The organism is Prevotella disiens (assembly GCF_900454955.1).
Lineage (GTDB): Bacteria > Bacteroidota > Bacteroidia > Bacteroidales > Bacteroidaceae > Prevotella > Prevotella disiens.
In genome coordinates, this window is the sequence record NZ_UGTL01000001.1 from 1318445 (window position 1) to 1340117 (window position 21673).

Genomic DNA, 21673 nt, shown 5'->3' on the forward strand with positions numbered 1-21673 from the left:
AACTCTGAACGATTTATACCATTCAGAGTTTCTCTTTAATAGATAGCTAATTGATTACTCAAGATTTTTTAATTGCTCTGCAACTTCGTTTTGAATACGTTTTACAAAGTCTTCTTTTGGCATAGTAGCTTGTTCGCCACCACCTTGTTGACGCATTGAAACCAATCCGTCTGCCATTTCTTGTTCGCCAACGATTACCATGTAAGGTACACGTTTTAACTCGTTGTCACGAATCTTACGTCCAATTTTTTCGTTACGGTCATCAACAATTGCACGAACTTCGTTAGCTTCAAAGTATGCTCTAACTTCTTCTGCATATCCATTGTATTTCTCTGAAATAGGCAGAATTGCTACTTGGTCTGGTGTCAGCCACAATGGGAAATGTCCTGCTGTGTGTTCTATCAAAACGGCTGTGAAACGTTCCAATGAACCAAATGGTGCTCGGTGGATCATCACAGGAGTTTGCTTGGTGTTATCTTCTGCTGTATATTCCAACTTGAAACGATTTGGCAAGTTGTAATCCACTTGGATTGTGCCTAACTGCCAACGGCGTCCAATGGCATCTTTTACCATAAAGTCAAGTTTAGGACCATAGAAAGCAGCTTCGCCTATTTCTACACGTGCTTTAAGACCTTTTTCCTCGCATGCCTCCTTGATAGCACGTTCGCTTTCTTCCCAAATTTCATCAGAACCGATGTATTTTTCTTTATCAGCAGGGTCGCGAAGTGAAATTTGAGCTTCGTAATTCTCGAAACCAAAAGTGATGAATACCTTTTGAATAATGTCTATAACATCTTCAAATTCCTTTTTAACTTGCTCTGGGCGAACAAAGAGGTGAGCATCGTCTTGTGTGAAAGTACGCACACGAGTAAGTCCATGCAATTCTCCACTCTTCTCGTAGCGGAACACTGTACCAAATTCAGCAATGCGCAAAGGTAAATCCTTGTATGAACGTGGTTTGTGTGCAAATATTTCGCAGTGGTGAGGGCAGTTCATTGGTTTCAACATGTATTCTTCACCTTCTTCTGGAGTTTGGATAGGTTGGAATGCATCTTTACCATAATGGGCATAGTGTCCAGAAGTTACATAAAGGTTTTTACCACCTATGCCTGGTGTTATCACTTCTTGATAGTGATATGGGCGTTGTAATTTACGCAAAACTTCTTGTAAACGAAGGCGTACTTGTGTACCCTTTGGCAACCAAATAGGAAGTCCCTTTCCTACTCTTTCAGAGAACATAAAGAGTTCCATATCTTTACCAATTTTACGGTGGTCGCGCTTTTTAGCTTCTTCCAACATCACAAGATATTCATCAAGCATTTTCTTTTTAGGGAAAGTTATACCGTAGATACGTGTCAATTGGTTGCTATTAGCATCGCCACGCCAGAAAGCACCTGCTACACTTGTTAGTTTCACAGCCTTTATTGCACCTGTTGAAGTAAGGTGAGGACCACGGCAAAGGTCGGTAAAATTACCTTGTGAGTAAGTAGAAATCGTTCCATCTTCAAGGTCTTCTACGATATGTTCCACTTTATATTCTTGTCCGTCAGCTGTAAATTCTTTAACTGCATCAGCTTTTGAAACATCTCGACGAACAATTGGAGAATCTTTCTTAGCCAATTCAAGCATTTTAGCTTCAATCTTAGGAAAGTCATTTTCAGAAATAGCTTGTCCGTCTGCTGTTTGAACATCATAGAAGAAGCCATTTTCAATAGCTGGACCAAATCCGAATTGGATACCAGGATATAATTCTTTAAGTGCCTCTGCAAGCAAGTGGGCTGACGAATGCCAGAAAGTATGCTTACCTTCTTCATCGTCAAACTTATAGAGAGCTATTGTAGCGTCCTCATTAATAGGACGATTTAACTCTGTTGTAACACCATTTACCCCGCAAGATACAACGTTGCGAGCGAGAGCCGGTGAAATACTCTCTGCAATTTGAAGTCCAGTAATGCCTTGTTCGTATTCACGAATAGAACCGTCTGGGAAAGTGATTTTAACCATAATACAAATTAGTTTTTATAAATCAATATGGGAACAAAGGTACAAATTTTATGCGAGAACAAAACAAGTATTCGAAATAAATGCTTAAATATTGCTGTTATTTATGCCAATAAATTGCTTTTTATTTTATATTGGTAAATTGTATGGATATAAGATGAAGATTATTCGGCATCAAAATGGAGTTGTTAGGAATTCATATCATTTCAAAAGTGCCTATTTCTTTCTCAAAAAGTGCCTATTTTGTTCTCAAAAAGTGCCTGTTTTGGAAACTCAAATAGGTTGCTTGGAAAATTAAACAACGACTTCTTATGACTACATAAATACAAATGGATAAAAATGCTTGTATTTCATAATGGCAATAGCAAATAAAAGAGTCATCATTTGCCTATGCAATAAAACTATGCATAAACAAAAAAGCCAAATTACTACATGCAATTTGGCTTTTCTGAGTTTTGTTCTTTACAATCTTTTATCCATATTAAAAAGTTGTGTTATTTCTTCTTTCTCTTGTTTCCAAAGAAACCAAATATACTTGGCTTGCCCGTAAAGCGTCTATAAAGTTTCCAACCTAATATAACAGCATCAGCAACTCCAACTCCCTTGACCATAATTCCTGAAAATCTTTTAGTAGGTGTAGATGAATCTTGTGGTTTATGGAAAACATTATCCCATAATCCCGACATACGATTGCTTTCTTTCGTAATTTCTGTAAGCAGTTGTGCCTTACGCAAACGTATTTCGCTTAGCGTCCTATACGTTGGTTCGTTGTTTTGTGAATTGCTAAACATAAGGCTTACTTTGACATTAATAGATGAGCCAAAAACTTAACGAGCGGGCGTTCAATAAGCCTATGGCGTAAAATAATTATCAAAAAAAGAAGTACCACATAGATTCCTCCCACAATGAGAAAAGTACAAGTCATTCCTACTACTGATGCTAATGCGTAAGCGGCAGCAAATGAAAGATATATTGCTGCCATTGCAAGCAATCCTACTACTGAAAGCAGAATAGCAATAGCGGTTAATAAGCGTACAACTTTTTCTATTACATCGAGCTTAACATATTCTGTTTGAAGCCCGATGTAATGTTTTGTTCGCTCAATAAGTTGTGCAATAGTTTCTACATTGTTATCGTTTGAAAGCATATTCGAGGATTAGAGAACGTCAGCTGCAGCGTCTTTAATGTCGTCAACAAATTCTTCAGCTTCTTTTCTGCTGAGTTTAATATCGTGTTTGTTGCAGAAATCATCTACTGCATCAGAGATTTTTGTACGAGTATCAGCACCTTTTTCGGGCGCCATTAATATACCTAAAGCTGCTCCTGCAATTGCGCCACCTAAAAATGCGCCAATATAACCTAATGTCTTCATAATTTTTATTTTTTAATGTTGAATTATTTATTTATCATTCGCAAATATACAACTTTTACTTGATAAAGAAAAACAATAACAAATTATTTTCTGTTAATTTTTTTGTAAATAATTTATTTAACAATCTTTATGTGCAAGAATTTATGTAGTTTGCTTCTAAATTTGTAATTTCGCACAATAGAATATAAAAACAAAGAGTATTATCAACAAATAAAATAAAGAAATATGAAGAAAATGATGATTTTTGGCGCAGCGCTATGTGTTGCGATGGCTTTCACCAGTTGTAAATCAAGCGAAAGTGCATATAAGAAAGCTTATGAAAAAGCTAAAGCACAGGAACGTACGGGTTATACAGCAGAGAAAACGACAACTGAGTCATCAGATGTACCAGTAGTTGCTCCTGTTGAAACACAACCTGTTATTGAAACTCGTGTGGAAGATAATTACGACAATGAGGTTGTTCGCCGTGAAAATGTTTCTGTCGTTGCTGGTACAGGATTGAAGACATTTAGTGTTGTTGTTGGTTCATTTGGTGTTAAAGCTAACGCTGATGGTTTGCAACAACGTTTAAAGAGTGCTGGTCTTGATGCTCAAGTAGCTTACAATGCTGGTAATAATATGTATCGAGTTGTTGCTTCAACTTTCGATAACAAGGCTTCAGCAGTTCAAAGTCGCAATCAATTGCGCACTCAATATCCTGACGCTTGGTTACTTTCTAAGTAATGGGTAGGATATTATCAGTAGATTACGGAAAGAAAAGAACAGGTTTAGCAGTCACCGATCCATTGCAAATTATTGCCAATGGATTGATGACTGTTGCTACATCCGAACTCTTCGATTTTTTAAAAGACTATGTACAGCGTGAAAATGTTGAATGTATTGTCGTTGGACGTCCTACGCAATTGAATGGACAACCCAGTGAAAATCTTTCTCGTGTAGAGCAATTTGTAAACCGATGGCGTAAAGCTATGCCGTTAATACCTGTTGAATATTACGATGAACGCTTCACGTCAGCTTTGGCGCAACAAGCAATTTTAGCTGGAGGAGTGAAGAAAAAAACGCGCCGAGGAGATAAAGGATTAGTTGATGAGGTGTCAGCTACAATCATTTTACAAGATTATATGAAATCGAAAGGATTATAAATTGTTTAAAAAGAAGCAATACAATTCTATTAAATACGAAGAATAAAACAAATGATATTACCAATTTACACATTAGGACAGCCCGTACTGAGAAAAATTGCTGAAGATATTCCATTGGATTATCCCAATCTACAACAATTGATAGCTGATATGTTTGAAACATGTTCGGCAAGCGATGGAATAGGATTGGCAGCACCTCAAATAGGTAAATCTATTCGATTGGTTGTTATTGACTTAGATGTTATATCTGAAAGTTTCCCTGAATACAAAGATTTCAAGCATGCGTTTATCAATGGACATATTCTTGAAACCGATGATAGTGAAACAGAAACAATGGAGGAGGGCTGCTTATCATTGCCTGGCATACATGAAAATGTAACCCGACCAAAACGTATTCATGTTAAATATGTAGATGAAAATTTGGAAGAACATGATGAATGGATTGACGGTTATTTAGCTCGTGTCATTCAACATGAGTTTGACCATATAGAAGGTAAGGTGTTTACCGACCGCATTTCACCTTTTCGCAAGCAAATGATTGCTAAGAAAATGAAAGCATTATCGCAAGGACGATTTAATTGCCATTATAAGGTAAAGCCTGCAAACAATAAATAATTTGCAATGTTGAGGTGGCTTGTTTTTTTCTTGCTCACAACTTTTACGCTTCCTTCCTCTGCACAATATAATATAAAACGATTAATGGAGGAAGGGCGGCGTTCGTTAGACGCAGGATTTTATGTTACCTCATTGCAAATATTTGATAGAATAGTAGCATTAAAGCCCAATCTTTACGAAGCATGGTATCTCATGGCTTTGTCAAAATATCATCTTGAAGATTATAAAGGTGCCGACAGCGATTGTCAAAGCGCATTAGCGTTGCAACCTTACATAGCTGATATTTTCGATTTATATGCTATGACGTGTATCCGTGAAGAAAAGTTTGATAGTGCAATTGTTGCTTATACAAAGGCGTTAGATATAAATCAAGATAACAGAGAATATTGGTTTAATCGAGCTTATTGCTTTTACATGAACAATAATAGCAAAGAAGCACTCCTTCAATTGGACTATATTAATAAACGCTGGAATGATTTTGATGCAGCTATTAATCTTGAGAAGGAAATAAAGTTGGGACGTAAACCACAGAGAAAGATTACTTCCAATGTAAAGTTGGATTTTCTGAAACTCAATACGCTCAATAAAGGTTCGTGGTTGATGCAACGCATTCCTGACAAAGAAAAACAAGAAACGAATAAAAAAGAATTGAAGGTGAAACTATATTAAATTTAATTCACCTTATTTTGATACAAACATCTTTTAATGTAAACATTTTTTGATGCAAACATCAGAACAATGAAGTTTGAAAACTCTTTTCTAAGAGCCATACATAACTTATTTAAAACTACTTTCAAATTAAAACTTATTATCCAAAAAATAAAGAAAATATAGGTTAAAACTTGCAATAAATCTCATCAAATAGAAAATTAATACCTATCTTTGACTCAATATTAATTTATTAAAAAGAGAAAGATTATGAAAAAAGTATTTTTTATGGTAATGGCAGTAGCTGCTTTGACATTTGTCAGCTGTGGTAACAAACAAAATCCAGCTACTAATAACGCAGATTCGACAGAAGCACAAGCAGACACAATGGTTGTTGCAGCTACTGATGTGCCAGAAAACGTTCAGGATTTAACAGGAAAACTCAGCTCTTTATTGGCTTCTAAAGATGCGAAAGGTATCACCGCAATGCTCACTGGCGCACAAGCTAAGGCAGTGGAATTGGCAAAAAACAATCCAGAAAAGGCAAAAGAATATTTATTAAAGGTTCAAGAATGGTTGAAGAGCAATGCTGAAAAAATTAAGACTGTCGCAACAAATGCTGGCAATAGTTCCATTGCAACTGCTCTTACTTCTGCCGCTACAACAATGACTTCGGTTAGTCCTGACGCAGTATTGAATGCGCTTACCAATGGTGCTAAAATTGAAGGTGATAAGTTGGTAAATAGCGCCAAAGATGATGCAGCAGCCGTTAAGGAAGCTGCCTCTAACCAGGTAAATGACGCTCAAGACGCAGTGAAAAAAGCAGGAGACCAAGTTCAAACCAAAACTAATGAAGCAGTAAAGAAAGCTAACGAAGCAACCAAGAAAGCAGGCGAAACAGCAGGTAAAGCCGTTAAAAAGACTGTAAATAAAGCTACTAACGAAGCATTGAAAGGCTTAGGATTATAAGAAAAGACAAAACTATATTTATTTAAAATATAGGGGGAATATAATAAATAGCCTGTTTTGCAACGCAAAACAGGCTATTTTCACTTTCAAAAGTATGAGTTTTTAATTTTTGCGTGCTGATAATTCCATAAGCTACTTTGAAAAGCGGATAGGATAAGAGATTATAAACTCCGTAAAGTCGGCTTTTGTGATATGCGCCTTTACATTAATTCCTAATTTTAAACCATTCAAGGACGGAAAAGTATAATGAACGCCAATTCGTTCGTATATCTTTGACTCATTAATTTTAGCATTCTCACCCATCTTTCGGTACAAATAACCACCTAAAGCTACCGCTAATGATAAGTTATGATAGAACACTTCATGCTTTCCCGCAATACCTATTGACCAGCGAGAGCATTGAGAATCAATGTTATTTGCTCGGTCAAGTGCCTCAATATGTTCTGCGTATGTTCCATAAAATACATCAAATCCAATGCCCGATGCCCATCTTCTTGCATAACGATACATTAAGTTTGTTTGAAAAGAAAAGGCTGCATAGCGTTTGAAATACTCTGTTCGATAATCAGGGGCACTCTTGGGTGTGTTAAATTGTGTCTGTAACCAATCTTCTAACATGGTTTTAGCACCAGCTCCCACCACTAAATCCATGTACCAATACTTCTTGAAAGGGGCAACTTTAAAACTGTTCTTTTCGTTTATAAGTTCATCATAATAAGGATAATACACCAATCCTAACGATGGTCCTAATGTATTAGAGCCTTTATTCGGACGATACAATGCGCCATTGCTATGATGCACAAATTCTAAACTCGCACGAATGCCCCATTTTGGGGCAAATCTATAAGTTTGGTGTATGCCTATTCCAAAATAGATTAATACTGGTGTCCCTATCAATTCATTATCGATATTGTTTTCTTTATTGTACCATTTTCGATTAAAACCAAAGCCACCGCTTAAAGAATAGGCTGTTTCCCAATGTTTTGTACGATGAATAGCACGCGTAAAACTACCATAAATAGACAAAGTGTTGCCTAAATGCGAATCATAAGGCACTTCTTCTGCTAATCCCCAACTGGGGTCTTGCTCACGATGCATGCGCACTTTGTCATTCATTGTGTAGCGTAATCCGATAGAAAGTGACGGAAAATTATAATCTTTCGCAAATGAATCTTTTTCAGAAGGTAAATCTACATGGTTGAACTCTATGGCTATCGAACCATTTTTGTTCTTTTTCATCCATTTGCGTTGATATTTATCTAATACAACCACCTTACTTGGCATTCCGCTTAGGGTTACTCCCCAATGCGAAATCGTATCTTTTGTTTCACCAAAAGCCTGTAAAGCCATAAAAGAGGTTATGAAAATAAAAAATCTTTTTAGTATCATTTTTTCCTCTTAGTGTTATAATATTCAGTTTTATGCTATCTTTTTTTAGCTAAAACCAAAAATACGCTTGACGGTAGCATTTGTTTTTGCAGCAATTTCTTCTTCAGAAACACCGTAAACTTCTGCCAATTTCGACACAATATGTACCAAAAACGAACTTTCATTGCGCTTTCCACGCAACGGAACTGGTGCCATGTAAGGGGCATCGGTTTCTAAAACAATACGATCTAAAGGTAGTGTTTTCAGCGTTTCTGGCAAGTTAGATTTCTTAAACGTCAGTACACCACCAATGCCCAATACAAAATTATCGAATGAAAGCAATTCGGCTGCTTCCTTTTCGTTGCCTGTAAAACAATGAAACACCCCCCCTGGCAAATCTTTTTCATACTTACGCATGATTTTTACCATTTCGTTTTGCGCTTTTCGACAGTGTATCATAAGTGGCAAACGAGTTTCTATCGACCATTTTACTTGCTCTTCGAAAGCCAATAATTGTTCGTTTTCAAACTCACGACTCCAATAAAAATCTAATCCAATCTCGCCAACAGCGATATATTTATCGGTAGAAAGCAGTTGCTTTTTCATCGTTTCCAAAACAGAAACATAGTCGGCTTTCACTTCTTCGGGGTGCAATCCTATCATTGGGAAAGCAAAATCGGGAGCAATATTGCATACTTTGTCAATCGATTCAATAGAATTTAAGTCGATTGCAGGGATAAAAACCTTGCTAACACCAGCTGCTTTTGCTCGTGTTATAACCTCATTTAAATCTTCTTTAAATTCCTCTCCGTCCAAATGCGTGTGTGTATCTATTATCATTTTGTCTTTCTTTTCTTTAAGTTTATTCTTTTTGTTCGCCCTTGCGGTAATAGTAAATAATGCCAAATCGTTTGCATCCAGATAGCCGTTCTTCTTGTGGGAGATGCTCGAAATGGGCTTCTATCACATTCCATAATTCTAAAATGAGTGCATCAATTTCGGGGCGCAACTTCGAAACCGCATGATTGTCCTTATTGGTGCGTTCTTGCAACCGCTTTTGAGCCGTAAAAGCCTCATTATAAATGTCAAAATGGGTAGAAACCATGCCAATAGACGGATTGTAAATGGGGCGTCCACCTTTTTTAATTCGCTCCTTTTCGCCTTCAATAATTTTTGGTCCCCAATCTAACAAGTTTTCTGCCGACTTAATATTGGGCATTGCTGTGGCTGTTTCTTCTATTCCATAAAGAGGTAATTGCTTTCGTTTCACTTCTCCACGCTCTGCTGACATCAGCAAAACCTGTATAAAATGGCTTAAATACATGAAAGCACGACGCTGCAAACCGTCCATTTTCTTAGCTTTTCTCACCTGTGCTGCCATCGAAATCTTGTACTGCTCGGTAGCCGTAAGCAATCGGTCGTAAAGCGGTTGGGCACTGTTGATGAGTTTCCAATCAATGAATTTATTTCTTGCGGTGTAAATATCATTGTTGTCCAACAGTGTTTTCAGTGCTTTAAGGCGTGCTGCGTCCGTTTTCGGTAGGCGTCTGTAAGGCATAAGCGAGAACTTTGAGTAGTTTATTTCTGACGACTCATCATATCAGCAGCGTATGCCAACAATTCTTTTTTCTGCTCTTCAGGAAGTTTTACGGCTTGCAAATATTGCTTTCCTTGTTCGTAATAGTAGTCCATTTTTTCTTTTGCCAGCTTATCGACCCCTATTTCGTTGTACAAGCGAGTTACCGCTGCAATTTTTTCTTCTGTAACAAATGCAGTTTTATTTATCCATTCTTCGAGTTCAGCACGTTGTTTATCGTTGGCACGATTAAAGGCTGTGATGAGCATATAAGTCTTTTTGTTCGATGTAATATCGCCACCTATTTTCTTTCCAAACACCTTTGAATCGCCATAAACATCAAGATAATCGTCTTGAAGCTGGAAAGCTAAACCTATTTGTTCGCCAAATTTATAAAGATTTTCGGCATCTTCGGCAGAAGCATCAGCCAACAAAGCCCCCATTTTAGTAGCACAGGCCAATAAAACACTGGTTTTCAGGCGTATCATCTCAATGTATTCATCGACAGTAACATCGTTTCGATGCTCAAATTCCATATCGTACTGCTGACCTTCACCTATCTGTAAAGCCGTTTCAGTAAACAAATTCAGCACTGCTTGCAAATGTTTCGTATCAACTTGCGCCAATCTTTCGTATGCCAAAACCAGCATAGAATCGCCAGAAAGTATGGCTTGGTTGTTGTTCCATTTCGTATGAACAGTCTGTTGTCCACGTCTTAAAGGTGCTTCGTCCATTAAGTCGTCGTGCAGCAAAGTGTAATTATGATAAGTTTCCAATGCACAAGCCGAAGAAAGAATCGTTTTCGGATTTTCTTTGTACAGGTTATAACTCAACATCATCAATATTGGGCGAATGCGTTTGCCCCCTAAATCCAACACATATTTTATAGGTTCGTAGAGCGACGAGGGTTTACGATTGTAAGGTAAGTTATTTAAATATTCGTTTACGATTGTAAGCAGTTCGTTCGATGTGTACATATCTTTCAGTTTTATAAATTCTATTTTAACTTTATAGTTTTTATTTCTTGTTTATCGCCTTATCCTAAACTGAACACCACAGGTATTTCGATAAGCGATTTGCAAGGTTTATTGTTTTGAATGCCAGGTTTCCATTTGCCCATTGTACGCACGACACGCAATACTTCGGCTTCAAATATAGGATTTTTGGATTCTTTTATTTTAATATCATCTACAGTTCCGTCAGAATTAATAATAAATGTTATGCTGACAACAGCTTGTTGATTTGCTTGTTTTGCTACTTCTGGATACTTGATATTCTTGGTTAGCCAAACAAAAAATGCGCTCCAACCTTCTGGCGGAGTCGGTGTTTCTGACAATATTCGTTTAGCTATTTTGTCATCGGTACGCTCTATTTTTACCTCCGATTTATCTTCCGTAAATTTATTTATTTCCTTTTTTGCATCTTCCACGTCCTTAGGTGGGTCGGGCAAAGGCGTACCTTCACTTGTCAAAAGAGGTGTTTCGCTAATTTGAGGAGCAGCAGTTTTCGTATCATTCGATTGCATGTTTCCCACTTCATGGGGTGTAACTTTATTGGGAGTTTCGCTGCGTTTAAGGTTCAACATATCCTCCACCGTTGGTTTTTTATCGTCTTTTTGCTTTGCCAACGCTTGTTGGTCAATGGCAGGAATCATGTCTTGGTCGTGCAGTTTAATATCTTTCAGCAAATGAGTATCAGCTTTTTCTTCGCCACCCCCTGTCGAATATTCTATTGCAACAAAGAAAATTGATGACGCAATAATGAGTCCAAGCAAGAATCCTATCCACCGCTTGCGCTCTAAATCTGCTTTATTTGACTTCTTTGTTTCCAATCTTAAACACTAAATCGAATCATTTCACGTTATTAATGATATGGATACAAAAACGAGGCAATTACTGCTTTAGTTACTTGTTTATTCCATAATCAAAGACAAAATTAATAAGATATTCGGAAAAAGATGTATCTTTGCCGATAAATTAAAGTACATTAAATGAAAAAGCTTGTTTTTACGCTCTTGATAACGCTTTTATGCTCAATAACACAGGCACAAGAGAGCCAAACTGAATATAATTTTTTGAGATTACCCATTAGTGCGCACGCTGCTGCATTAGGAGGAAATAATATTTCTATCATTGAAGACGACCCTGCTTTGATGTTTTCAAACCCAGCTTTAGCAGCTTCAGTGAGTGATATGACCATTGGTTTAAGCTACATGAACTACATGAAAGGGGCAAATTACATGGGCGCATCGTTCACAAAAGCAATTAAAGAGAAGGCTACTTTGGGAGCAGGAATCCAATATATGGGTTACGGAAAGATGAAAGAAGTAGACGAAAATAATGTGCAAACAGGCGAATTTACTGCAAGCGAAATAGCGGTTGAAGCAATTTTTTCGTATGAATTGGCGAGAAATTTAGTCGGTGGTATTACAGGAAAGTTTATAACAGCACACATTGGAAACTATAATAGCATGGCAGTTGGCGTTGATTTGGGTTTAAATTGGTATGAACCTGAAAGCGAATGGTCGGTGTCTTTGGCTGCGAAAAACCTTGGTGGACAAGTAAAAACCTATGAAGAAGACTTTGGGAAAATGCCTTTTGACTTGCAATTAGGTGTTAGTAAAACTTTTTCAGCCCTTCCTGTTCGTTTGTCTGTAACGTTTGTAGACCTCACTCATTATGATTATCGATTTATAAACCACCTGAATTTAGGTGCAGAAGTATTGCTTTCGGAAAGTATTTGGATAGGTGGTGGATATAATTTCCGCAAAGCCGATGAAATGAAAATAGGTATTGGCGATGACCAAAGCAGTCATGGTGCAGGTTTTAGCATTGGTGGCGGTTTGAATTTGGAACGTTTTAAACTGAATTTAGCCTATGGAAAATACCATGCATCGGCAAATTCTATCATGGTAAACTTAGCCTATTCGCTGTAAAACAAATAATTAGAGAAAAACAACAAATATAAATGAAGAAAATTACAATAGCAATTGATGGTTTTTCATCGTGCGGAAAAAGCACAATGGCAAAGGATTTAGCACGAGAAATTGGTTACATTTACATAGATACAGGTGCAATGTATCGTTGTGTAACACTCTTTGCGCTGCGCAATCACCTTTTTAATGAGGACGGAACAATCAAGCAAAACGAATTAGAAAACCAAATTGAAAATATTAAAATCAGTTTCAAACTCAACAAAACAACACAACGTCCTGATGCTTACCTTAATGGTGAAAATGTTGAAAACCAAATAAGAACCATGGAAGTATCTTCTCACGTTAGCCCAATAGCTGCTATTGCCGCTGTACGCAGTGCGCTTGTGGCGCAACAACAGAAAATGGGACAAGACAAAGGCGTTGTAATGGACGGAAGAGACATCGGAACGGTGGTTTTCCCAAATGCAGAATTAAAGATTTTCGTTACAGCATCAGCTGAAGTAAGGGCGCAACGTCGCTACGAAGAATTAAAAGAAAAAGGTATGGAAGCTAACTTTGACGAAATTCTGAAGAATGTTGAAGAACGCGATTATATAGATTCGCATCGTAAAGTATCGCCGCTTAAAAAAGCTGATGATGCTATAGAATTAGACAATAGCAATATTTCTATTGCAGAACAAAAGGAATGGTTGATGCAACAATTCAAGAAAGTGGTTGGAGCATAGTCCTTGGGAACTAATAAAATTATGTAACCACCCTTTTCGGTTATCTCCCTTCCCAAAAACAGATAACTTCCATGCAAGGATTTTTTCATTCTTATGTGGTAAGAGTAAAGAAGAGTACTAAAAAAATAAACCGCCTGACTCATCAACGAGTTTGGCGGTTTATCATTTCTAACAGTATGAATTAATTTTAAGTAGTTTAACGCTGCTTGTTTTAATATTTCGTTTAGAAGTGGAAACTTATGTCAGCACCAATTTGGAAGGGGTTTCCAAGTTGACCGAAAGATAATTTTGAACCTGTTGCTCCGTTTTGTACTACGAATGTATTGTACTTTGTATCCGTAATATTGCGTACCCAAACATTGATATGCATTGGACCGAAATCAGCATCAGCATGTGCGCGAAGGGTAGCATAGAAGTTTTGAGAAATAGAATTCATCTCGTCCCAATAGGTTTTACCTTGTGCGGTAAGGTTTAATCCTACAAGTACTGAACGCAAATGGAATCGATTAGAAGGGTCGATCAATGCTGCAGGGTCAACATCGATACGATAATCAGCAGTAGCAGCAAAGGTATTTTGTGGCACAAATGGCACTTTCTTATCCTTGTAATCAACTTCTCCTGCACGAGTTGTCTCTGTATATTTGTCGAATTGTGCGCTTGTGAAACCATAACTCAAAGCATAATAAAGCTTGTCTTGCAAGGTTGTACCACGCAAAGCAACTTCAAAGCCGCATGAATGACTCTTACCTGCATTGGTCATCATGCGACCAAAACTATAATTACCAGCCATTACAGAGAGTTGTTGATTTTTTATCTGCATATAATAAGCTGCGAGATCTAATACCATTTGGCTTCCCATTAAGTTAAGATGCGCTCCCATTTCATAGTTGAAGCTTGTTTCAGGCTTATAAGATATGGTTTTTGCAATCTTTTCGTAGAAAGCATCATTATGTTGGATATTCATATCATCACGAGCTTTTTGTGAAGCAGCCATAAGTTCCGATTGGAAAATATCAGAGAACATTTGAATATTAAAACCACCAGCACGATAACCTTTTGACCATGAAGCGTAAACATTACTGCCATTGTCGAAAAGGTAAGTTAAACCGACCTTTGGAAGCAATTGATTGAAATGACTACTTTCATGGTGAGTCATTGCAGAAGTGATGATAGGCTTTATATTTTTTCCCATAACACTTTCGTCTAATAGCAAACGAGCCGATGTTGCGTAATCAATAGCTTGGTGAGAATAATCATAACGCAAGCCAAGTGTTGCACGCAAATGGTTGGTAAGGTCAATATTGCTTTCGTGATAAACACCAAGGTTGAAAGTTGGGGTATGGAACAAACCTATGATAGGCTCCATTGTCATATTAATTTTCACACCACCAGCCTTTGCTATTGCGGTAACAGCAGCAACAGCAGCAGCTTTCTTAGCTTCGGCTTCTGGCATTCCTTTCTTTATCATATCTGCTGCTATGCGACTTGTCATTGCAGCAAGCATGCCATTGTAGGCATAAGAAGTGATTTTATGAGAAATAAAATTATTCATATCACCACCAAAATAAATAGGAGCATCAGTTTTTAACCATTGATAGGAACCAAAAGCACCGAAAGCCCATTGCCAACGACTATTGTTTTTGCTTTTAATAAAAAGTTCTTCAGTAATTGAATTTTGGATTTGTCGTTGGCGCAAGTGCATGAAATCTTGTGGCAAATAGTCCACGTCCATCTTCATATCATCGTTTAAATATTGCCAAGAAGTCATAGAATTGAATACGAAACCTTGACCATCATACTTCAAACCTAAGCCAGTGTTCAACATGTTGCGCTTATAACCATTTTCACGATTGTGGTTTGGGTTTTGCGTTCCTGCTTGTAAGGCATAATAAGGAGAAGCAATATTGGCTGTTGCAATTTGTTCTTCGCTAACAATCTGTCCGTATGGGAAACCATTCTGTTTCACATACTGATAGTCAGCTAAGAAAGTTAAGCTAAAACGGTTGGTAGGATTCCACAAAAATTTACCTCTTGCACCAAATTCATCGAATTTATCAGCATGCTCGCCATTGAATTTATTGGTAAAGAAACCATTCGAAGCATCATAGAAAGCGGCTATAGAGAACGCACTCTTATCGCTTAACTTTGCATAATGCCCCACTTCGGCTTTGCGCCAAAACTTATTTCCGAGAGATAATTTAACGTCAGTACCTTGATGAAGGAACGGATTTTTAGTATATAGACGAATTAAACCTCCTTCGGTATTCATGCCATACAATGTTCCTTGGGGACCACGCAAGACATCAACACGCTCTACATCGTAGCTATGGAAATTGAAAGAACTTTTGCTTTGTATCGGCATTCCGTCAACATAAATGCCTACTGCTGGAGAATTGATACGAGAACCAATGCCGCGAATATACATAGACGAAGTGAAACGTGAACCATATTCAGGCATCGTAAACGAAGAAACGTAAGCTGAAAGTTGGCGAAGGTCTTGTGTATTTAAGGCATTCAACTGCATACGATTAAAAGAAGTGCTACTCAAAGGTTGCTGACGCAAACGGAAAAACTCTTTGGGTTGGTCGTAAACATAAACTTCTTCGATGTCGTAAATACGAGTTGTGTCAAGAGAAGTGTCATCTGGAGCAGCAAAAACACTTACTGGCACAAATGAAGCACATAAAAACGTTAGTAAAATCTTATTCATTTTTTATTTAATAGATGTTTTTATCAATTCTATTTAACATCTGCAAAGGTACATACATTCCATAAAATTCACAATCCTTATTTATGATGAAAATAAGAATACATAGAAGCAAAAAAGAAACATTTTAGTTTTTATTCATTTATGACACCACAATGTGGGCATCTCCCCTTTCTGTGAAGTCGCGCACCACAATTGCCACATTCGTAAGTATCGCTATGGCGTTTGCGCCAAACGAGAATAGCGTAATAAATGTAAGCCAATAAAAGCAAATAGCCAACGTAATAAAGCGTAAGAACTGAGAAAACAATGTAATTTACAGCACAAATACCTGCCAAACCACAAAGATAAATAAGTGCATCGCCTGACCGAAGCAAGCGGCGAACATCATCAATTGCAGCAATTGCAATAATTATCATTGCCCAAACAAGCAATAAAAATATATTCAAAAGTAAAGGTTGCGAGAAAGGATTGAGCGAAGGGTGGAAATAAAATTCACGCCATGTTTCGGGTGCAAACAATTGTATGGAAGCATAAAAGGCTGCCGAAGTTGCTACAATAAGTGCTAATAAGGTGGGATAGAAAGAATTAATATCGTTGAAATGAACAATATTAGCATTACGACGCAATATTTTTCGCATCAAGTAACTCACAGAAATAAGCAAAATAACAACCAAGAATACCAACAAGTGAACGTTGGAAAACAAGGAAATGAATTGAGAAATTGGGTCGTCAGGGTCTACATGTTTTAATAGTTTGCTCTCTCTTGACCAACCAAAAGCGTAATCTTCCGTTGCTACACGCACCCAAACGGAGTCTATACTATCGTTGGGAAGAATGCGAACATCGGCAACTACCATTGATTTTCCTTTACGAACGGCAAAAGAATCGGTCTTCATTTTATTGACAACTTCTTCTGGCTGCTGCCTCAAAAGCATCAATGAATCGTCGTGAACCACAAAGTTAAAGCCTTGTGAATAATGGTGTTTCACGCGAAAAGCAAACGAATCCATAGAAAGCGTACTACTTTGCCACGTCTTTTCCTCATTGGTTGGCTTTTTATTTTTCAAGGAATCGTCAGCCTCTTTTATTCTTCGTGATATTTGTGCCTCTTGAATGCTATCAGGAAGACGGAATTGTGAAGGCGTTTTCTTATGGTAACAACCTGTTAGACCAACATTCAATGTAAACAAAAGCAAGATTATTCCCAAAGGAGTCAGTCGCTTTTGGAATAACATTAAAAGGCTTTTATGTAACATTTTGTTCGTCATTATGGCTTATTCGGCAAATATATTCATTTGACAATGTCGGCAATCAAACTCTAATCGGAAGCGTTTTCTATCGCCAAGTTCAAGGAATAATGGTTCTTTCCAAGTTGGTTTCTTACCACCATTTACAACACAATAACCCAAAGAATAGCGGATACAATGGCGACACTGCATCACCAAAGCCTCCGTTTGTTTCTTTTTCAAGTCTTCTACATCGGTGCATTCAAAGGCTGCTTGTGGCTTTTCCATGCCTTGTTGAACATAAAAAGAACAAGCCTCTTTATTCGCTATATTATAAAGGTAAGGATAGCGCTCGTAATTTTTCGGATTAATATACGAGAAGTTAGCTGAATTAACCTTATCGCTTTCGTTCTTTTCAGTTGAGAGGTTATGCTTTCCTATTGCCTTTGCAAGGTCTAAACTCGCAAATTGTTCTATTGCATCACGGCGAAGTTCAGCTAAAATACTACTTGGTATGAAATATTGGTCGGCTTCGTCAACTATTTCAATGTTTTCACAATTATAAATGGTATTCCCCAACTTGCTCAACTGCTTGATAATATTTTCTCTTTGTGGCTTTTGTGCTGCTTGATGTTCAAAGTTTATAGTAGCTTTTGCCGACAACTTTGTTTCCAACTCATCAACCAATTTTATTTCCAACGAGTAACCATTTTCGGTTAATCCAAAGGTCATAGTGATAGCAATGAGTCGTTTCGCACTATTTCCCGATAATTCTTTCTCAAAAGCTTGGTCTTGATTTCTGTACAATCCCATTCCTGGTTGTAAACCATTTGGCATTTTATAGGGAAACAATCGGTTGCCAACAGCACGATTTACTCGGAATCCTTCCAGCGCTTTTGTTTCAGAATTGATAAAACAAAGTCCGTCACCATTGGCAAAACTTGCGGTCGAAGCCACATTAAACGAATCGCGACGAAGTTCTTTTACCTTTCCAACAAACTCTCCTAAAGCCTTTGGAGTGTTGGGAGAAAAGATATTAGGTTGGCGACCTTGCACAAAATAGTTGGTATATCCTCGATTGAAAGTTTTGTTTAAATCAGGTGTAAAGCTGTATTCCACTTTCCCTAACGAGGCACGTTTAAACTGATTAGGATATTTCCTAACGATTTCATTCAAGCGTTTGTTGTAAGCCGAAACAACATTTTTCACATAATTAATATCCTTTAGTCGTCCTTCTATCTTAAAGGCGCAAGCTCCAGATTGTATTAATTCTTCCAAATTATCTATCTGACACATGTCTTTTAAAGACAATAGATAGCGTTGTTTCTCTATTATTTTACCATCAGAATCCTTTAAATCGAATGCCATACGGCAGAATTGCGAACAAGCGCCACGATTAGCCGAACGCCCAAAACAATATTGTGAAGCATAGCAAATGCCACTGTAACTAACACAAAGGGCGCCATGAACAAAAGCCTCTAACTCTACTTGTGGAACCGCTTTATGTATTGCTGAAATCTCTTTTACTGATAATTCACGGGCAAGGACAACTCTTTCAAAACCCAGCGAAGCGAGCCATGCTACTTTCTCGGCTGTTCGACTATCGCATTGCGTACTGGCATGTAAAGCTATCTTTGTTTTCAACGTTTCTTTACAAGCCTTGAGCAATCCCATATCTTGGATTAATAAGGCATCAACATGAACTTTCTCCAACTCACGAACGAGTTGGAGCATATCGTCCATTTCGTTGTTATAAATAATCGTATTGACTGTAACATGCACCTTTGCACCAAATTGATGGGCATAGTTGCACAATGTTGCAATATCCTCTACAGTATTGCCAGCCGATTGGCGTGCTCCAAATTTTGCAGCACCTATATAAACGGCATCAGCACCATGGTCAATGGCGGCAATGCCACACTCCAAATTCTTAGCTGGAGCCAATAACTCTATTGTCCGCATTATTTATCCTTCTACTTTGTTTTGCAAAGATAAACAATTTAGTGAATAACTGAAAGCAACTAACCTAAAAAAGGGCTTTTAGCATAAAAAATCTCTAAAATATAAAAGCAAAAATAGAAGAGGCATTCTTTTATTTTCCAAAGAGCCTATTTTAAACTCAAAAACCTATTGTTTTGCTATTCAAAACAATAGGTTTTTATTTTTCACACTTCTGTTCTTGAGTTTGCACGATTGATAAATCTTTAGCCGACTTAACTTCTATGTTTTTAGAAACATGAAATAAAAAGGCTACAAACTTAGTGTTTGCAGCCTTTATATTCTTTTCTTCAAAAAGAAGTGTTCGATTAAGCTTCAGCAGGAGCTTCTGTTTCTTGTGCTGGTGCTTCTTCTACTTGTGCAGCTTCAGCCTCTGCGTTCTTAGCAGCTTCTTCAGCTTGAGCAGCAGCCTTCTTCTCAGCTACTTTCTTTGCCATAGCTTCGTTAGCTTTCTTTTCAGCTTCGAGGTTAGTTGCTACCTTAGCTTTCTTTGCGTCAGCTACCTTCTTTTCAGCAGCTTCCTTAGCAGCTTCTTTTTCTTTTTTCCAAGCATCGAACTTCTGCTGACATGCAGCTTCGTCGAATGCTCCCTTCTTAACGCCACCACGGAGATGCTTCATCATGAAAACACCTTCCGCTTTAAGCAAGTTGCGTACTGTGTCGGTAGGTTGCGCACCTACTTCGAGCCAGTAAAGAGCACGATCGAAATTCAAATCTACAGTGGCTGGATTGGTGTTAGGGTTGTATGTACCAATCTTTTCATTGAATTTACCATCACGTGGTGCACGAACGTCTGCAATAACAATGCTGTAAACGGCATAGCCTTTACGACCTCCGCGTTGCAATCTGATTTTTGTTGCCATAATTTGTTTTTTATTCTTTTAATTAGGTTTGAATTTAATGCTATTATCTCGTAATAGCGACTGCAAAATTACATTTTTCTTTTCTAACTACCAAACAATCTGCTCATTATCTTGACATAATGTGCTTAATTTGAGCATTATTGGGCGGTTGGTTGTGGTGTTGCAGCTTGTTGAGTCCAATTGATTGCTACGATTCGATTGTTTTCTATGGTTGCACGAACCGAATAATTCTTTGACGATGTACCGCCTTCACGCTCTATTTCCAATCGTGCTGGAATGGTTACGGTATGAACTATACGTCCATCGTCAGTTTTATCGGTGGTGGCGGTAGCGTCTTTTCCAAGATGCCACATCACATTTTTTACATCAGCTTGATAAAGTCGTTCACGCATGTACCTATCTACATCGGCAGTGGTTGCTCCACTTGCGCCCAAAAATGTAAACTGGGCAGCAACAGTTTCTTTGATTTTGCTCGAACTTTTACTATTAATTCCTTGTAAGAATTGACGAATAACCGACTTGGCGGTTTGTGTATCAGCGGCAGAAGCTGTATTGTCGAGCAAAACTTTTAATTTTTCGTCAGCTTCTTTTGCATGGGCTCCTGAAGGGAATTTCTCTCTATATCCTAAATAAGATGCTTCATTATTGAAACGCAAAGCCTCTTGCCATGATAGTTCATCTATGCGACTCAAGATTTCAGCCCTATGCGGTGTGCTTGGATGTGCTTGTAAATAAGTTTTATAACCCACTATTGAATTTTGCTGAACCGCTTTCCCCCACCCTTCGTCTTCGCTTTTACTTTGTGCCAATAAGTTCTTTATATTCGTTAAATGGGCTAATGGAGCATCTGGATAATCATTAATGAATTGTTCCATTACATCTATATTATTACTTTTCAAAGCAATTTCATAGTCTTCTGCCTCATGATTTTGATTACCACGATGATAGAAAAATAATAAAACGGCAGATATAATGATAGCCAACAACAATGAAATGATGAGTGGGACATGATTATTTGTTGCCTTTTCTTTTGGGTTTTCGGTTTCAGATTGTGCTTCAATTGGCTGAATTTCCTCAGCATAAACCACTTGTTCTTCGTCTTCTACCACCACTGCTGCTAAAGGTTCGTCCTCAGTAGCTTCCACAAGAGGAACTTCGTCGTTGTTTTGGGAAGTTTCCGCAACGGCTTCTTCCGAATTATTTAAATTCGTAACTTTTTCTTTCTCAACATCTTCTGCTATTTCAACAATAGGAGTATCCTCGTTGTGGGGTGTTTCTACTATTATTGTTTGTTCTTCTGAACGATGAAGTGTTTCTGTTTCAGCGTGATGACAATTAGGACAAATATAATCCTCCTTTAAATAGATTTCATCACAATTTGAACAGGTAACAATATGACCTGCTATTTTAACTCCACAACTTGGACAAAAAGGAGCCTTATCACTGACTTGATGCCCGCACTCTGGACATTTTATTATCATTATTTCGAACTATTTAAAATGAATATATTGCTCAGAATAAAACT

The 21673-nt window shown here is 37.7% G+C and carries 21 protein-coding genes; 7 read left to right on the plus strand and 14 right to left on the minus strand.

Annotation, left to right across the window (positions count from 1 at the left end; all coding sequences use genetic code 11):
* Positions 1-54 precede the first annotated feature (54 nt).
* From thrS to DYI03_RS05850, 4 genes are all read right to left on the minus strand, one after another.
* Positions 55-2004, minus strand: coding sequence for a threonine--tRNA ligase (gene thrS / locus DYI03_RS05835; RefSeq protein ID WP_021670038.1), 1950 nt, complete (start codon positions 2002-2004; stop codon positions 55-57).
* 491 nt (positions 2005-2495) lie between these two features.
* Positions 2496-2792, minus strand: coding sequence for a hypothetical protein (locus DYI03_RS05840; RefSeq protein ID WP_004357478.1), 297 nt, complete (start codon positions 2790-2792; stop codon positions 2496-2498).
* Between the two features lie 5 nt (positions 2793-2797).
* Positions 2798-3148, minus strand: coding sequence for a phage holin family protein (locus DYI03_RS05845; protein WP_021670036.1), 351 nt, complete (start codon positions 3146-3148; stop codon positions 2798-2800).
* Between the two features lie 9 nt (positions 3149-3157).
* Positions 3158-3373 carry a YtxH domain-containing protein gene (locus DYI03_RS05850; protein ID WP_004357518.1) on the minus strand — a complete coding sequence of 72 codons (216 nt, stop codon included), beginning with the start codon at positions 3371-3373 and terminating at the stop codon, positions 3158-3160.
* Positions 3374-3598: 225 nt separating this feature from the next.
* On the opposite strand from DYI03_RS05850, the gene DYI03_RS05855 reads away from it, so the two are divergent.
* The 5 genes from DYI03_RS05855 to DYI03_RS05875 all read left to right on the plus strand — a co-directional run bounded on the left by DYI03_RS05855 (position 3599) and on the right by DYI03_RS05875 (position 6747).
* Positions 3599-4096 (plus strand): SPOR domain-containing protein, encoded by a 498-nt coding sequence (locus DYI03_RS05855; RefSeq protein WP_004357519.1) that lies wholly within the window; start codon positions 3599-3601, stop codon positions 4094-4096.
* Positions 4096-4515 (plus strand): Holliday junction resolvase RuvX, encoded by a 420-nt coding sequence (gene ruvX / locus DYI03_RS05860; protein ID WP_021670035.1) that lies wholly within the window; start codon positions 4096-4098, stop codon positions 4513-4515. Before DYI03_RS05855 ends, ruvX begins: the two co-directional genes overlap by 1 nt.
* A gap of 51 nt (positions 4516-4566) precedes the next feature.
* A complete protein-coding gene (def, locus tag DYI03_RS05865; protein WP_021670034.1) occupies positions 4567-5130 on the plus strand; it encodes a peptide deformylase in 564 nt (187 codons plus the stop codon).
* Between the two features lie 6 nt (positions 5131-5136).
* Positions 5137-5799 carry a tetratricopeptide repeat protein gene (locus DYI03_RS05870; RefSeq protein WP_004357210.1) on the plus strand — a complete coding sequence of 221 codons (663 nt, stop codon included), beginning with the start codon at positions 5137-5139 and terminating at the stop codon, positions 5797-5799.
* 249 nt (positions 5800-6048) lie between these two features.
* On the plus strand, positions 6049-6747 hold the full coding sequence (locus DYI03_RS05875; RefSeq protein ID WP_021670033.1) for a hypothetical protein: 699 nt from the start codon (positions 6049-6051) through the stop codon (positions 6745-6747).
* A gap of 132 nt (positions 6748-6879) precedes the next feature.
* On the opposite strand, the gene DYI03_RS05880 is transcribed toward DYI03_RS05875, so the two are convergent.
* From DYI03_RS05880 to DYI03_RS05900, 5 genes are read right to left on the minus strand one after another with little or no spacing between them, the layout of a single operon-like run.
* On the minus strand, positions 6880-8136 hold the full coding sequence (locus DYI03_RS05880; RefSeq protein ID WP_021670032.1) for an acyloxyacyl hydrolase: 1257 nt from the start codon (positions 8134-8136) through the stop codon (positions 6880-6882).
* Between the two features lie 45 nt (positions 8137-8181).
* Positions 8182-8955, minus strand: a complete 774-nt coding sequence (locus DYI03_RS05885; protein ID WP_025064442.1) for a TatD family hydrolase — start codon at positions 8953-8955, stop codon at positions 8182-8184.
* 22 nt (positions 8956-8977) lie between these two features.
* Positions 8978-9673 (minus strand): hypothetical protein, encoded by a 696-nt coding sequence (locus DYI03_RS05890; RefSeq protein WP_021670030.1) that lies wholly within the window; start codon positions 9671-9673, stop codon positions 8978-8980.
* 20 nt (positions 9674-9693) lie between these two features.
* On the minus strand, positions 9694-10668 hold the full coding sequence (locus DYI03_RS05895; RefSeq protein WP_025064443.1) for a polyprenyl synthetase family protein: 975 nt from the start codon (positions 10666-10668) through the stop codon (positions 9694-9696).
* 59 nt (positions 10669-10727) lie between these two features.
* Complete coding sequence (locus tag DYI03_RS05900) at positions 10728-11522, minus strand: energy transducer TonB (protein WP_021670028.1); 795 nt, start codon at positions 11520-11522, stop codon at positions 10728-10730.
* A gap of 159 nt (positions 11523-11681) precedes the next feature.
* Between DYI03_RS05900 and porQ the strand changes: the two genes are divergently transcribed.
* Entirely contained in the window at positions 11682-12626 is a 945-nt protein-coding gene (porQ, locus tag DYI03_RS05905; protein WP_021670027.1) for a type IX secretion system protein PorQ, read from the plus strand.
* Positions 12627-12658: 32 nt separating this feature from the next.
* Positions 12659-13351: a (d)CMP kinase gene (gene cmk / locus DYI03_RS05910; protein ID WP_021670026.1), complete on the plus strand. Its 693-nt coding sequence runs from the start codon at positions 12659-12661 to the stop codon at positions 13349-13351.
* Positions 13352-13574: 223 nt separating this feature from the next.
* Here the strand turns inward: cmk and DYI03_RS05915 are convergent, their stop codons facing one another.
* The 5 genes from DYI03_RS05915 to DYI03_RS05935 all read right to left on the minus strand — a co-directional run bounded on the left by DYI03_RS05915 (position 13575) and on the right by DYI03_RS05935 (position 21629).
* Positions 13575-16061: a TonB-dependent receptor gene (locus DYI03_RS05915; protein WP_021670025.1), complete on the minus strand. Its 2487-nt coding sequence runs from the start codon at positions 16059-16061 to the stop codon at positions 13575-13577.
* A 131-nt stretch (positions 16062-16192) separates the two neighbouring features.
* Entirely contained in the window at positions 16193-17317 is a 1125-nt protein-coding gene (locus DYI03_RS05920; RefSeq protein WP_025064444.1) for a hypothetical protein, read from the minus strand.
* A gap of 18 nt (positions 17318-17335) precedes the next feature.
* Complete coding sequence (locus DYI03_RS05925) at positions 17336-19249, minus strand: peptidase U32 family protein (RefSeq protein ID WP_021670023.1); 1914 nt, start codon at positions 19247-19249, stop codon at positions 17336-17338.
* Positions 19250-19593: 344 nt separating this feature from the next.
* Positions 19594-20148: a 30S ribosomal protein S16 gene (locus tag DYI03_RS05930; protein WP_004357320.1), complete on the minus strand. Its 555-nt coding sequence runs from the start codon at positions 20146-20148 to the stop codon at positions 19594-19596.
* 137 nt (positions 20149-20285) lie between these two features.
* Positions 20286-21629, minus strand: a complete 1344-nt coding sequence (locus tag DYI03_RS05935; protein ID WP_021670022.1) for a zinc ribbon domain-containing protein — start codon at positions 21627-21629, stop codon at positions 20286-20288.
* Between the last annotated feature and the right edge of the window lie 44 nt (positions 21630-21673).

Coding starts and splice junctions, on each gene's coding strand:
- DYI03_RS05895 (WP_025064443.1), bottom strand. CDS start 10,668: ATGTACACATCGAACGAACTGCTTACAATCGTAAACGAATATTTAAAT.
- def (WP_021670034.1), top strand. CDS start 4,567: ATGATATTACCAATTTACACATTAGGACAGCCCGTACTGAGAAAAATT.
- DYI03_RS05925 (WP_021670023.1), bottom strand. CDS start 19,249: ATGCGGACAATAGAGTTATTGGCTCCAGCTAAGAATTTGGAGTGTGGC.
- DYI03_RS05845 (WP_021670036.1), bottom strand. CDS start 3,148: ATGCTTTCAAACGATAACAATGTAGAAACTATTGCACAACTTATTGAG.
- cmk (WP_021670026.1), top strand. CDS start 12,659: ATGAAGAAAATTACAATAGCAATTGATGGTTTTTCATCGTGCGGAAAA.
- DYI03_RS05870 (WP_004357210.1), top strand. CDS start 5,137: ATGTTGAGGTGGCTTGTTTTTTTCTTGCTCACAACTTTTACGCTTCCT.
- ruvX (WP_021670035.1), top strand. CDS start 4,096: ATGGGTAGGATATTATCAGTAGATTACGGAAAGAAAAGAACAGGTTTA.
- DYI03_RS05920 (WP_025064444.1), bottom strand. CDS start 17,317: ATGTTACATAAAAGCCTTTTAATGTTATTCCAAAAGCGACTGACTCCT.
- DYI03_RS05880 (WP_021670032.1), bottom strand. CDS start 8,136: ATGATACTAAAAAGATTTTTTATTTTCATAACCTCTTTTATGGCTTTA.
- DYI03_RS05855 (WP_004357519.1), top strand. CDS start 3,599: ATGAAGAAAATGATGATTTTTGGCGCAGCGCTATGTGTTGCGATGGCT.
- DYI03_RS05915 (WP_021670025.1), bottom strand. CDS start 16,061: ATGAATAAGATTTTACTAACGTTTTTATGTGCTTCATTTGTGCCAGTA.
- DYI03_RS05875 (WP_021670033.1), top strand. CDS start 6,049: ATGAAAAAAGTATTTTTTATGGTAATGGCAGTAGCTGCTTTGACATTT.
- DYI03_RS05840 (WP_004357478.1), bottom strand. CDS start 2,792: ATGTTTAGCAATTCACAAAACAACGAACCAACGTATAGGACGCTAAGC.
- thrS (WP_021670038.1), bottom strand. CDS start 2,004: ATGGTTAAAATCACTTTCCCAGACGGTTCTATTCGTGAATACGAACAA.
- DYI03_RS05890 (WP_021670030.1), bottom strand. CDS start 9,673: ATGCCTTACAGACGCCTACCGAAAACGGACGCAGCACGCCTTAAAGCA.
- porQ (WP_021670027.1), top strand. CDS start 11,682: ATGAAAAAGCTTGTTTTTACGCTCTTGATAACGCTTTTATGCTCAATA.
- DYI03_RS05935 (WP_021670022.1), bottom strand. CDS start 21,629: ATGATAATAAAATGTCCAGAGTGCGGGCATCAAGTCAGTGATAAGGCT.
- DYI03_RS05850 (WP_004357518.1), bottom strand. CDS start 3,373: ATGAAGACATTAGGTTATATTGGCGCATTTTTAGGTGGCGCAATTGCA.
- DYI03_RS05930 (WP_004357320.1), bottom strand. CDS start 20,148: ATGGCAACAAAAATCAGATTGCAACGCGGAGGTCGTAAAGGCTATGCC.
- DYI03_RS05885 (WP_025064442.1), bottom strand. CDS start 8,955: ATGATAATAGATACACACACGCATTTGGACGGAGAGGAATTTAAAGAA.